Origin of the sequence: Agromyces excoecariae, assembly GCF_051715505.1 — a bacterium.
GTDB lineage: Bacteria > Actinomycetota > Actinomycetes > Actinomycetales > Microbacteriaceae > Agromyces.
The window spans coordinates 33,983-45,404 of record NZ_JBPSLA010000009.1; the positions used below are offsets into that span (position 1 = coordinate 33,983).

Genomic DNA, 11,422 nt, shown 5'->3' on the forward strand with positions numbered 1-11,422 from the left:
TCCCGCGGCATCCGCTCGCAGCACACGATGACGGCCCCGGAACCGCGAGGTTCCGGGGCCGTCGTGTCGCGCCGCGGCCGGCGTGCGCCGAGCGTCAGGCGAGCTCGGAGCCGTCGAGCATCTCCGAGACGAGCGCGGCGATCGCCGAGCGCTCCGACCGGGTGAGCGTGATGTGGGCGAAGAGCGGATGCCCCTTCAGCGTCTCGATCACGCTCGCAACGCCGTCGTGACGGCCGACGCGCAGGTTGTCGCGCTGCGCGACGTCGTGCGTGAGCACCACGCGCGAGTTCTGGCCGACCCGGCTGAGGACCGTGAGCAGGACGTTCCGCTCGAGCGACTGCGCCTCGTCGACGATCACGTAGGCGTCGTGGAGCGAACGGCCGCGGATGTGCGTGAGCGGCAGCACCTCGAGGATCCCGCGGTCGACGACCTCGTCGAGCACGTTGTCGGAGACGAGCGCGCCGAGCGTGTCGAAGACCGCCTGCGCCCACGGGTTCATCTTCTCGCCCTGGTCGCCGGGCAGGTAGCCGAGCTCCTGGCCGCCGACCGCGTAGAGCGGCCGGAAGACCATGATCTTCTTGTGCTGCTGTCGTTCGAGCACCGCCTCGAGGCCCGCGCACAGCGCCAGCGCCGACTTGCCGGTGCCGGCGCGGCCGCCGAGCGAGACGATGCCGATCTCGGGATCGAGCAGCAGGTCGATCGCCAGGCGCTGCTCGGCCGAGCGGCCGTGCACGCCGAACGCCTCGCGGTCGCCGCGGACGAGCCGGACCTCGCGGTCGCCGACGACGCGGGCGAGTGCCGACCCGCGATCGGAGTGGATGACCAGCCCGGTGTTCACCGGCATGCCCTCGACCGCGGGCGTCTCGAGGTGCTCGTGCTCGTAGAGCTTCGCCATGTCGTTCGAGCCCAGGTCGACCTCGGCCATCCCCGTCCAGCCCGAGTCGACGGCGAGCTCGGCGCGGTACTCCTGCGCGTCGAGGCCGATCGAGGCGGCCTTGATGCGCAGCGGCAGGTCCTTCGAGACGACGGTCACGGCGACGCCGTCGTTGGAGAGGTTCATCGCGCACGCGAGGATTCGCGAGTCGTTGTCGGCGAGCTGCAGCCCGCTCGGCAGGACGGACAGGCTCGAATGGTTCAGTTCGACCCGGAGGGATCCGCCGTCCCCCACCGGGATCGGGAAGTCCAGTCGCTCGTGCTGCACGCGCAGGTCGTCGAGCAGCCGCAGCGCGGCGCGGGCGAAGTACCCGATCTCGGGGTCGTTGCGCTTGGCCTCGAGCTCGGTGATGACGACGACGGGCAGCACCACCGGGTGCTCCGCGAATCGGAACAGGGCGCGCGGGTCCGACAGCAGCACCGACGTGTCCAGCACGTAGGTGCGCTCGTCCTGCGCGGCACCCCCGGGCGTCGCCTCGCCGGGACGGCGCTGGTGCTGCGCCTCCGGCTCGATCGGTCCGAGGGGCTTGATGGGATCGACAGAGGTCACGACCGCTCCTGCCCCGAGCTCTCGCTCGGCTCACGCGCCGGCCGGCGATCCTCCCACGAGCGGTTCACGAGCCGACTCGACCGGGCGCCTTGCCCGATGTCCTGACGGTACGTCCGACCGGCGACATCCGTTGAAGCGACACGCGGCGCGACATCCGCTGTTCACAATCGGCCGCCTCGCACGCGGCACGCTCAGTACGCGGCGGCCGTGTTGAACGAGACGAAGGCGCCGCGCAGCATCTCGACGGTCTCCTCGTCGAGCGCGGCGTGCACGCTGAGGCGCACGGTGCCGAGCCGCGTGGTCGTCGTCAGGCCGTGGTTGTGCAACGACGCCGTCAGCACGGTGACCTGCTCGGGCTCGGGTTCGAGCACGACGATGCCGGCGCGCTCGCGCTCGTCGCGGGAGCTCACGACCGGCACGGCGAACTCGTCGGCGAGGTCGATCACCCGGCTGACCTGCTCGGCCATGCGGGCGTTGACCGCCGGGACCCCGACCTCGGCGAGCTCCTCGAGCGCGGCCGCGAACCGGGCGCCCGCGATCGGGTCGGGGTTGGACACGCGGAACGCGCGCGCACCGGGGGCCGGCGGCGGCACCTCGTCCCACACCTCGTCGTCGGCGGTGCCCGTGTAGCCCGAGAAGACCGGCGTGAGCCGCTCCGCCGCCCGCTCGGACAGGGCCATGACGCCCGTGCCCCACCCGGCGCGACACCACTTCTGGCCGCCGGTGACGACCACGTCGGCGACCTCCCACGGCGCATCGACGATGCCGAACCCCTGGATCGCGTCGACGATGAGGATCCGGTCGCCGATCACCTGGCGGATGCCCTCGAGGTCGCAGAGGTACCCCGTCCGGCTGTCGACGAGGCTGACGGCGACGGCGGCGACGTTGGTCTCGAGCTGGTCGCGGATCAGCCCGGGCGTCACCTTGCCGTGGTCGGTCTCGAGCCAGGCCGGTTGCACGGAGTGGAGCGCCTCGTTCGCGCGCACGGCGGCGATCGGCACGCTCGGGAACTCGCCCGGCGAGAGCAGCACCGTTCCGGTCAGGCCGAACATGGCGTGCATGAGGCCGGTCGACGTGTTCGGCACCGCGACGATGCGGTCGGCCGCGATGCCGGTGAGCGCGGATGCCGCGTCGCGGAGCCGTCGGTCCTGCTGGGCGAAGGCCTCCATGCTGCCGTGGCGGGCCCGCTCGAGCACCTGCGTGAACGCCAGCGTCTCCTCGGCCGCGACGCGCGACAGCGGGCCCACCCGGGCGTAGTCGAGGTACCCGGGTTCCTCGCCGAAACCGGCCAGGTAGTCGTCCATGCTCACGGGCGGTGCCCCCTTCTCCGAGGCATATCCTGACAGAATCCTGATCGATGCGTGTGCGCGATCAGCTGCCGAACCGGCGGTGTCGCCGCGTGTAGTCGCGGACGGCGCGCAGGAAGTCGACCTCCCGGAGGTCGGGGCCGAGCGCCTCGACGAAGTAGAACTCGCTGTGCGCGGCTTGCCACAGCATGAAGTCGCTCAGGCGCTGCTCGCCCGAGGTTCGGATCACGAGGTCGGGGTCGGGCTGGCCGCCCGTGTACAGGTGCTCGCCGATCAGCTCGGGCGTCAGCGATTCGGCGAGGTCCTCGAGGCTGCGGCCCTCGGCGTGGTGGGATGCCACGATCGAGCGCATGGCGTCGGTGATCTCGCGGCGACCGCCATAGCCGACCGCGAGGTTGACGTGCAGGCCCCGCTTGCCCGCCGTGCGGTGCTCCGCGGCATCGAGCGCGGCGACGAGCGGCTCCGGGAGGCCGGCGTCGGACCCGACGTGCTGGACGCGCCAGTCGCGGTAGTGGCTGAGCTCCTCGGCGAGTTCGGCGATGATCTCGATGAGGTCGGCGAGCTCCTCCGACGTACGGTTGCCGAGGTTGTCGGCCGAGAGGAGGTAGAGCGTGACCACCGAGATGCCGAGGTCGTCGCACCACTCGAGGAACTCGCGCATCTTCGCAGCGCCGGCGCGATGGCCGTGCGCCGCCGAATCGTAGCCGAGCTGCTTGGCCCACCGGCGGTTGCCGTCGATGATCATGGCCACGTGTCGTGGGAGTTCCGCCTGGTCGAGTTCACGGCGGAGCCGATTCTGGTAGAGCCGATAGAGGAGGCCGCGACCGGGGCGCTGATCGCTCGTCTGCACCCGACCACGCTACTCCCCCGCGCGCGATCGGACACTCACAGCAAGCCGTGATGGGCATCGCCCTACGCTGTGACCATGACCCAGCGTGAACCCGAGGACGTCGCAGAGCACCTGCACCGACCGGTGGCCGAACTCGATCGCGCCGACGCCGCCGTGGCCGCAGACGAGCGCCTCGGCCCCGACCTCCCGAACCTCCCCCTCATCGACGCCTCGCCGGAGCACCCGGCCGACATCAAGCCGACCTGGCGCGGGTGGATCCACGCGGCCACGTTCCCGATCACCATCGCGGCGGGCATCGTGCTCATCGCGCTCGCCGACGGCGCGCCCGCGAAGTGGGCCTCTGCTGTCTTCGTGCTCACCTCGATGCTGCTCTTCGGCAACTCCGCGCTCTACCACCGGTTCGACTGGAAGCCGCGCACCAAGGTCATCCTGAAGCGCATCGACCACGCGAACATCTTCCTGCTCATCGCGGGCACCTACACGCCGCTGGCGATCCTCGCGCTGCCGCCGGAGAAGGGCTGGCTCCTGCTCGGCCTCGTCTGGGCGGGCGCGCTGATCGGCATCGCGTTCCGGGTGTTCTGGATCGGAGCCCCGCGCTGGCTGTACGTGCCGATCTACGTCCTGCTCGGTTGGGCCGCCGTGATGTACCTCGGCGACCTGCTCGAGGCGAGCGTGGCCATGATGGTGCTCGTCATCGTCGGCGGACTGCTCTACACGGGCGGCGCGATCGTCTACGGGCTGAAGAAGCCGAACCCGTGGCCCGGCCACTTCGGCTTCCACGAGATCTTCCACGTCTGCACGGTGCTCGCGTTCATGTGCCACTGGACGGCCACGCTGCTCATCGCGATCGATCCCGCCTACCACATGGGCTGACGGCCGACCCCGCGGGCCGGACCGGCTCGCACCGGGGCCTTGGCCCCACGGCGCTCGACGCCGCTACCGCTCGACGCCGCTACCGCTCGTCGCGCTCCGTCGGCGGAGCATCGGGTGCCGTGGCGTCCGGCAGCGACGACGCAGACGCGCCGTCGACCGGCGCGTCGCCGCCGACGGCGGCTTCGGCCGCGGCGGCCTCCTCGGCCGCGATCCGCTCGCGCGCCTCAGCCCGGTAGTTCACCCGGCGGATGCGTCGGACCATGTCGATCACGAGCAGCAGCACCGCGACCATGATGAGGATCGTCGCGATGAAGCCGACGACGCCGGGCGTGACGTCGTTCGGGTCGAACTCCTCCTCGGCGGCCGCGACGAACGTGAGCGCCGACGCGAGCGCGGGGCTCATCGACGATCTCCGCGAGTGATGACGGCGGGCGCGACGAGCATCGGATTCCCTTCAGGGACGGACGGTTAGGCTGGGAGCCAAGCCTAGACGATCCACCCGGGAAGGAGCCGCGCGGTGCCCCCACGCGAGTCCGCCGACGCCGCGGCCGAGGACGCCGCACTCGACGGCACCGCCGCCGACGCCGCTGCACCGGCCGAGGCGGCCGCGGCATCCGACCTCGCTGACCGGTACGGCCGGACGCCCGAGCGTCGTCGTCGCGACCGCTTCGTCCTGGTCGGGGCCGCGATCGCGTTCGCCGTGGTCCTCGTCTCCTGGGTGGTCTGGGCGGGCCTCGACGGCAGCAAGCCGCTCGTCCAGGCCACCGACCTCGGCCACGAGCTGCTCGACTCGCGAGCGGTCGAGGTGACCTGGCGGCTCTCGGTGCCCTCGGGCAACGCCACGGCGTGCATCGTGCAGGCCTACAACGAGGACTTCACCGTCGTCGGGTGGAAGGTCGTCGAGATCCCGGCGTCCGACCGCCCGCTGCGGACCCTCACCGAGACCGTGCGCACGGCGCAGGAGGCGAACACCGGTTTGATCTCCAACTGCTGGCTTCGGTAGAATTGGGGATTCGCCCCGGCACACGCTGGGGCGACACGTCTATTCACGGGAGTGTGCACCATGGCGCAGGACGCCACCGTCACCTGGCTCACTCAGGAGGCCTTCGACCGCCTGAACGCCGAACTCGAGCACCTCTCCACCACCGGCCGCGAAGAGATCGCGAAGCGCATCGAGGCCGCGCGTGAGGAGGGCGACCTCAAGGAGAACGGCGGGTACCACGCCGCCAAGGACGAGCAGGGCAAGCAGGAGGCGCGCATCCGCCAGCTCACCGAACTGCTCCGCCACGCCGAGGTCGGCGAGGCCCCCACGTCGAGCGGCGTCGTCGAGTCGGGCACCGTCATCACCGCCGTCGTCGCGGGCGACGAGGAGCGGTTCCTCATCGGCAGCCGCGAGATCGCCGGCGACTCCGAGCTCGACGTCTTCAGCGAGCAGTCTCCGCTCGGCGCGGCGATCCTCGGCCTCAAGGTCGGCGACACCACCTCGTACACGGCCCCCAACGGCCGTGAGATCGCCGTTCGGATCACGGGCGTCGACACCTGGTCGGGTCAGTGACCCACTGACCCTCACGAACGCGGAACGGCCCCTCCACGACGGAGGGGCCGTTCGACGTTCCGGTGCATCCGCGCGTCACTCCGCGACGATCTCGGGCTCGTACCCGGCACGACGAAGGGTCGCCACGACCTCCTCACGGTGCGCGGGGCCCCGTGTCTCCACCGAGAGCTGGAGGGCGACCTCCGAGATCTGCATCCCCGCGCCGTGGCGCGTGTGCAGCACCTCCACGACGTTGGCGTTCGCGGCTGCGAGGAGCTCTGAGATGCGCGCCAGCTGGCCGGGGCGATCGGGCAACCCGATCCGCAGGGTCAGGTACCGGTCGGATGCCGCGAGCCCGTGCGCGATGACGCGCTGCATGAGCAGCGGGTCGATGTTCCCGCCCGAGAGCACGACGACGAGCGGCCCGTCCGAGTGCACCCTGCCGGTCATCAGGGCTGCGACGCCCACCGCTCCGGCGGGCTCGACCACGAGCTTCGCGCGCTCGAGCAGGACGAGCAGCGCGCGGGCGATGTCGTCCTCGGTCACCGTGACGACCTCGTCGATCGCCGCGCGGATGATCTCGAAGTTCAGTTCGCCGGGCCGGTAGACGGCGATGCCGTCGGCGATCGTGGGTACGACGGGCACCGACGTCGGTTCGCCAGACGCGAGCGAGGGCAGATACGGCGAGGCGTTCTCCGCCTGCACGCCGATCACGCGGATGGTCCGGCCGAGCGCCGCGGCCTTCTGCTTCGCGGCGCTCGCGATGCCCGCGGCGAGACCGCCGCCCCCGATCGGCACGACGATGGTCGTGGCATCCGGCGCCTGCTCGAGGATCTCGAGGCCGAGCGTGCCCTGTCCGGCGATGACGTCCTCGTGGTCGTACGGAGGGATCACGGTCGCTCCGGTCTCGGTCGCGAAGCGCGCGGCGGCCTCCAGCGTCTCGCCGATCGAGTCGCCGCGCAGGACCACGTCGGCACCGTAGGCGCGCGTGGCCTCGAGCTTGGGCAGCGCCACCCCGACCGGCATGAAGATCGTCGCCCTGATGCCGAGTTCGCGCGCCGCGTAGGCCACGCCCTGCGCGTGGTTGCCGGCCGACGCGGCGACGACGCCCCTCGCCCGCTCCTCGGCGGTGAGCGCCGAGAGGCGGTTGAAGGCACCGCGGAGCTTGTACGACCCCGTGCGCTGGAGGTTCTCGCACTTCAGGTGCACGGGCACCCCGGCGATCGCCCCGAGGTATCGCGAGGTCTCCATCGGGGTCCGGCGCGCGATCGCCGCGACCGTCCGCTGCGCGTGCTCGAACTCCGCGAGGGTCGGGCCGGCGAGCGCCGCGTCCGGTTCTCCGAGCGGCGCTGCGGAGGTGGTCTCGAGGGCGTGGTTCATGTCACCGTCCGTATCCGGGTCGCTGCGGTACCGTGCGCCACAGCGGAGATCGGATCTCGGCGGGCGGGGGCGGTTCGGCCTCTTTCCAGGTGCCGCCCGAGATGTACATGATCATGACGTTGGCGACCGCCGCGACCGGCACGGCGAAGAGCGCTCCGGGGATGCCGGCGAGCAGCGAACCGGTGGCGACCGCGACGACCACGCCGAGCGGGTGGACCCTGACCGCCGTGCCCATGATGAGGGGCTGGAGTACGTGTCCTTCGACCTGCTGCACGAGCAGGACGACGCCGAGCATGGCCAGCGCGATGCCCCAGCCGTTGTAGACGAGCGCCACGAACACGGCGAGCGCGCCGGTGACGACCGCACCGACGATCGGGATGAAGGACCCGAGGAAGACGAGCACGGCGATCGGGATCGCGAGCGGCACGCCGAGCAGCAGCGCGCCGACCCCGATGCCGACGGCGTCGATGCCCGCGACGAAGATCTGGACGCGGACGAAGTTCTCCAGCGTCGCCCAGCCCGACCGGCCGGCGCCGTCGATCGCGGCACGCGCCCGGCGCGGGAAGATCCCGATGATCCAGTCCCAGATGCCGCGACCGTCGATCAGGATGAAGAGCGTGGCGAAGAGGGCGAGCAGCAGACCGGCCAGGAAGTGACCGATGGAGGAGCTGACCGACAACGCCCCCGAGACGAGCACGCCGCTCTGCGACTGCGCGGTGTCGACGGCCTGCTGCACGAACTGGTCGATCTGGTCGCTGGTGACGTGCAGCGGCCCGTCCAGGAGCCACGTGCGGAAGTCCTCCCAGGCGACGACGCTCTGGTCGGCCAGGTCGGCGGAGCCACGCACGATCTGCGAGATGCCGAGGGTGAGCAGCCCGCCGACGAAGGCGAGCGTCGCGACCATCGAGGCCGCGACCGCGAGCCCCTTCGGCCAGCGGTGCCGCTGCAGGAACTCGGAGAACGGCACGAGCAGCGCCGAGATGAGCAGGGCGACGAGAACGGGGACGATCACCAACCGGAGCTGGATGATCAGGAAGATCACGACGGCGAGGACGCCGCCCACGAGCAGCAGTCGCCACGACCAGGCGGCCGCCACGCGCATCGCATAGGGCACGGATGCCGCGGCGTCGCGCACCGGCTCGGCGTCGCGCTGCGCGGCCCGCTCGGCGGCTCTCTCGGACGTGGAGGATCGACGCACGCGTGCCCGCCGAGCACGCGAGGTCCCCTTCGCCTCGCTCACCGTCACAGTCTAGGCGCGGACCCATGCTCGGGCGGCCATGTGTCTGCGGTCGCCGCTAGGGTCGATGCACCATGGTCGACCAGCTCTCACCCGCCCTCGCACGACGCATCGCGCTCGCCGCCCAGGGTTTCGGCCGACCGGCGCCGCCGACGCCCGGCACCCGGCAGCTCGCCGGCGTCGTCGCTCGGCTCGGGCTCCTGCAGATCGACTCGGTCAACGTGTTCGAGCGCAGCCACTACCTCCCGGCGTTCAGTCGGCTCGGGCGGTACGACCGCGAGCAGCTCGATCGCATGGCGTGGGGGCGCCGTGGGCGCCTCGTCGAGTACTGGGCGCATCAGGCGGCGTTCATCCCGCGCGAACTGTGGCCGCTGTTCGAGTTCCGTCGCGCGGAGTACCGCCGCGAGGGCAAGTCGGAGTGGGGCGGTTGGCTGAGCGAGAACCATGAGCTCGCGGCATGGCTTCGTGCCGAGCTCGCCGCGAACGGGCCCATGCCGGCGAGCGCGATCGAGCACGACGCGAACGGGCGACGCGGCCCGTGGTGGGGCTGGTCCGACGCCAAGCGCACGCTCGAGTGGATGTTCCGCACCGGCGAGGTCGTCTGCGTCGAGCGCCGGCGCTTCGAGCGCGTGTACGCACTCCCCGAGCAGGCGCTCGAACCGCACCTGCTCGAGCACGGGCCCGCCGAGCCCGACGCGATCCGGATGCTCGTCGACCGGGCCGCGGCGGCGCTCGGCATCGCGACCTCGGCCGACCTGGCCGACTACTGGCGCATGCGCCAGGCCGAGGTGCGCCCCGCGATCGCCGAGCTCGTCGATGCGGGCGTGCTCGTGCCGGTCGAGGTGTCGGGGTGGGGCAGCGGCGGTCGCCCGGCGCCGGCCTGGGTGCATCGCGACGCCCGCAAGCCGCGCCGCATCGAGGGCGTCGCGCTCCTCTCGCCGTTCGACCCCGTGGTGTGGTTCCGTCCGCGAACCGAGCGCCTGTTCGACTTCCACTACCGCATCGAGATCTATACCCCCGAGCCGGAGCGGAAGTTCGGCTACTACTCGCTCCCGGTGCTCGTCGACGATCGGGTGGTCGGCCGCGTCGACCTGAAGAGCGACCGCAAGGCGGGCGTGCTCCGGGTGCAGTCGGCGTGGGCCGAAGACGGCGCGCCGCCCGAGCTGGCGGAGCGACTCGCGCCCGTACTGCACGAGGCCGCGGCGTGGCAGGGTCTCGACGAGGTCGTGGTCGCGGGCCGCGGCGACCTGTCCCCCGCCCTGACGGCCGTGCTCGGGGGTTCGTCGACCGCCGCGGTGGCGACCTAGAAGCTGCGGCCCATCTCGTGGAGCCGCTGGACCCGCTCGGGGATCGGCGGGTGGGTCGCGAACAGTCGGTCGATGACCCCCGGCTTCAGCGGGTCGGCGATCCAGAGGTGCGCCATCGACGAGTTCTGCCGCCGCATCGGGCGCCCGTACTGCTCGAGCTTCAGCAGTGCGCGGGCGAGCGCATCGGGGTGTCGGGTCGTCATCGCGCCCGTGGCATCCGCCAGGTACTCGCGCTGCCGCGAGATGGCGAGCTGCACGAGGCTCGCCACGAGCGGGGCGATGAGCATGGCCACGAGGCCGAAGATCATGACCACCGGGTTGCCGTTGTTGTTGCGGCCGAAGAAGGCCATGCGCACGAACATGTCGGAGATGAAGCCGACGGCCACGACGAGGCCGAACACGATCATCGACAGCCGGATGTCGTAGTTCCGGACGTGGCCGAGCTCGTGGGCCATGACGCCCTCGAGTTCTGAGTCATCCATGATCTCGAGCAGGCCCGTCGTCGCCGCGACGACCGCGTGCTCGGGGTCGCGCCCCGTCGCGAACGCGTTCGGCGCGGGGTCGGAGATCACGAACACGCGCGGCATCCGCGTGCCCGTCGTGATCGAGAGGTTCTCGACCGTCCGCCACAGCCGCGGATGCTCCGACACGCTGTGGATCTCGACGGCCCCCGACATCGCCAGTGCCTGCCGGTCGGCGGTGAAGTACTGGAAGAGCGCGTACGCCGTCGCGATGACGAGCGTGATCACCACGATCGTGAGGTCCTGGTAGATCACCGCGGCGAGATAGCCCAGCCCGCCGACGATGGCGAGGAAGAGCAGGATCGTGAAGACGGAGTTGCGCTTGTTCCGGGCGATCGCTCGGTACATCGGCGGCTAGAACTGCACGCGCGGGGGCTCGGCGATCGCCGCCGCCTCCGTCACCTCGAAGAAATCGCGCTCGTGGAAGCCGAGGCCGCGCACGAACAGCGTGTTCGGGAAGACCTTGATCTTGGTGTTGAGCTCGCGCACGCCGCCGTTGTAGAACCGGCGCGACGCCTGGATCTTGTCTTCGGTGTCGACCAGCTCGGACTGCAGCTGCAGGAAGTTCTGGCTCGCCTGCAGCTGGGGGTAGGCCTCGGCCACCGCGAAGATCGACTTGAGGGCCTGCTGCATGTGGTTCTCTGCGGCGGATGCCTCGGCGGGCCCGCTCGCGGAGAGCGTCTCGGCGCGCGCCTTCGTCACGTTCTCGAAGACCGCCTTCTCGTGGGCGGCGTAGCCCTTCACGGCCTCGATGAGGTTCGGGATGAGGTCGGCTCGACGCTTCAACTGGACGGTGATGTCGCTCCAGGCCTCGTCGACCCGCACGTTGAGCGTGACGAGCGAGTTGTAGGTCGCCCACAGGTAGATGCCGATCACCAGGACGAGGACGACGACGATGATGAGCGGGATCAGCCATTCCATGGCGGGGAC

The 11,422-nt window shown here is 71.1% G+C and carries 12 protein-coding genes; 4 read left to right on the forward strand and 8 right to left on the reverse strand.

The window, feature by feature from the left end; translation table 11 throughout:
* Positions 1-94: 94 nt before the first annotated feature.
* The 3 genes from ACSJD1_RS09605 to ACSJD1_RS09615 all read right to left on the reverse strand — a co-directional run bounded on the left by ACSJD1_RS09605 (position 95) and on the right by ACSJD1_RS09615 (position 3,640).
* Positions 95-1,447, reverse strand: coding sequence for a PhoH family protein (locus tag ACSJD1_RS09605; protein ID WP_438855176.1), 1,353 nt, complete (start codon positions 1,445-1,447; stop codon positions 95-97).
* A 227-nt stretch (positions 1,448-1,674) separates the two neighbouring features.
* On the reverse strand, positions 1,675-2,787 hold the full coding sequence (locus ACSJD1_RS09610) for an aminotransferase class V-fold PLP-dependent enzyme (RefSeq protein WP_438855177.1): 1,113 nt from the start codon (positions 2,785-2,787) through the stop codon (positions 1,675-1,677).
* A gap of 67 nt (positions 2,788-2,854) precedes the next feature.
* Positions 2,855-3,640, reverse strand: a complete 786-nt coding sequence (locus ACSJD1_RS09615; RefSeq protein WP_438855091.1) for an isoprenyl transferase — start codon at positions 3,638-3,640, stop codon at positions 2,855-2,857.
* Positions 3,641-3,715: 75 nt separating this feature from the next.
* Here ACSJD1_RS09615 and trhA point away from each other — a divergent pair, with 75 nt between their 5' ends.
* Positions 3,716-4,513 carry a PAQR family membrane homeostasis protein TrhA gene (trhA, locus tag ACSJD1_RS09620; protein WP_438855092.1) on the forward strand — a complete coding sequence of 266 codons (798 nt, stop codon included), beginning with the start codon at positions 3,716-3,718 and terminating at the stop codon, positions 4,511-4,513.
* A gap of 79 nt (positions 4,514-4,592) precedes the next feature.
* Here trhA and ACSJD1_RS09625 read toward each other — a convergent pair whose 3' ends face one another.
* Positions 4,593-4,916, reverse strand: a complete 324-nt coding sequence (locus ACSJD1_RS09625; protein WP_438855093.1) for a hypothetical protein — start codon at positions 4,914-4,916, stop codon at positions 4,593-4,595.
* Positions 4,917-5,030: 114 nt separating this feature from the next.
* On the opposite strand from ACSJD1_RS09625, the gene ACSJD1_RS09630 reads away from it, so the two are divergent.
* A complete protein-coding gene (locus ACSJD1_RS09630) occupies positions 5,031-5,516 on the forward strand; it encodes a DUF4307 domain-containing protein (RefSeq protein ID WP_438855094.1) in 486 nt (161 codons plus the stop codon).
* Positions 5,517-5,576: 60 nt separating this feature from the next.
* The gene (gene greA, locus ACSJD1_RS09635) at positions 5,577-6,068 is read left to right on the forward strand and encodes a transcription elongation factor GreA (RefSeq protein WP_438855095.1); all 492 of its coding nucleotides are present in this window, start codon (positions 5,577-5,579) and stop codon (positions 6,066-6,068) included.
* Positions 6,069-6,143: 75 nt separating this feature from the next.
* Here greA and ilvA read toward each other — a convergent pair whose 3' ends face one another.
* Positions 6,144-7,427 carry a threonine ammonia-lyase gene (gene ilvA, locus ACSJD1_RS09640; protein WP_438855096.1) on the reverse strand — a complete coding sequence of 428 codons (1,284 nt, stop codon included), beginning with the start codon at positions 7,425-7,427 and terminating at the stop codon, positions 6,144-6,146.
* A gap of 1 nt (position 7,428) precedes the next feature.
* Entirely contained in the window at positions 7,429-8,667 is a 1,239-nt protein-coding gene (locus tag ACSJD1_RS09645; RefSeq protein ID WP_438855097.1) for an AI-2E family transporter, read from the reverse strand.
* A gap of 71 nt (positions 8,668-8,738) precedes the next feature.
* On the opposite strand from ACSJD1_RS09645, the gene ACSJD1_RS09650 reads away from it, so the two are divergent.
* Positions 8,739-9,971, forward strand: a complete 1,233-nt coding sequence (locus tag ACSJD1_RS09650; RefSeq protein WP_438855098.1) for a winged helix-turn-helix domain-containing protein — start codon at positions 8,739-8,741, stop codon at positions 9,969-9,971.
* Here ACSJD1_RS09650 and ACSJD1_RS09655 read toward each other — a convergent pair.
* Positions 9,968-10,840, reverse strand: a complete 873-nt coding sequence (locus ACSJD1_RS09655) for a M48 family metalloprotease (RefSeq protein ID WP_438855099.1) — start codon at positions 10,838-10,840, stop codon at positions 9,968-9,970. The genes ACSJD1_RS09650 and ACSJD1_RS09655 overlap by 4 nt on opposite strands.
* A 6-nt stretch (positions 10,841-10,846) precedes the next feature.
* The gene (locus tag ACSJD1_RS09660; protein WP_400999641.1) at positions 10,847-11,413 is read right to left on the reverse strand and encodes a LemA family protein; all 567 of its coding nucleotides are present in this window, start codon (positions 11,411-11,413) and stop codon (positions 10,847-10,849) included.
* Between the last annotated feature and the right edge of the window lie 9 nt (positions 11,414-11,422).

Coding starts and splice junctions, on each gene's coding strand:
- ACSJD1_RS09610 (WP_438855177.1), bottom strand. CDS start 2,787: ATGGACGACTACCTGGCCGGTTTCGGCGAGGAACCCGGGTACCTCGAC.
- trhA (WP_438855092.1), top strand. CDS start 3,716: ATGACCCAGCGTGAACCCGAGGACGTCGCAGAGCACCTGCACCGACCG.
- ACSJD1_RS09625 (WP_438855093.1), bottom strand. CDS start 4,916: ATGAGCCCCGCGCTCGCGTCGGCGCTCACGTTCGTCGCGGCCGCCGAG.
- greA (WP_438855095.1), top strand. CDS start 5,577: ATGGCGCAGGACGCCACCGTCACCTGGCTCACTCAGGAGGCCTTCGAC.
- ilvA (WP_438855096.1), bottom strand. CDS start 7,427: ATGAACCACGCCCTCGAGACCACCTCCGCAGCGCCGCTCGGAGAACCG.
- ACSJD1_RS09650 (WP_438855098.1), top strand. CDS start 8,739: ATGGTCGACCAGCTCTCACCCGCCCTCGCACGACGCATCGCGCTCGCC.
- ACSJD1_RS09655 (WP_438855099.1), bottom strand. CDS start 10,840: ATGTACCGAGCGATCGCCCGGAACAAGCGCAACTCCGTCTTCACGATC.
- ACSJD1_RS09660 (WP_400999641.1), bottom strand. CDS start 11,413: ATGGAATGGCTGATCCCGCTCATCATCGTCGTCGTCCTCGTCCTGGTG.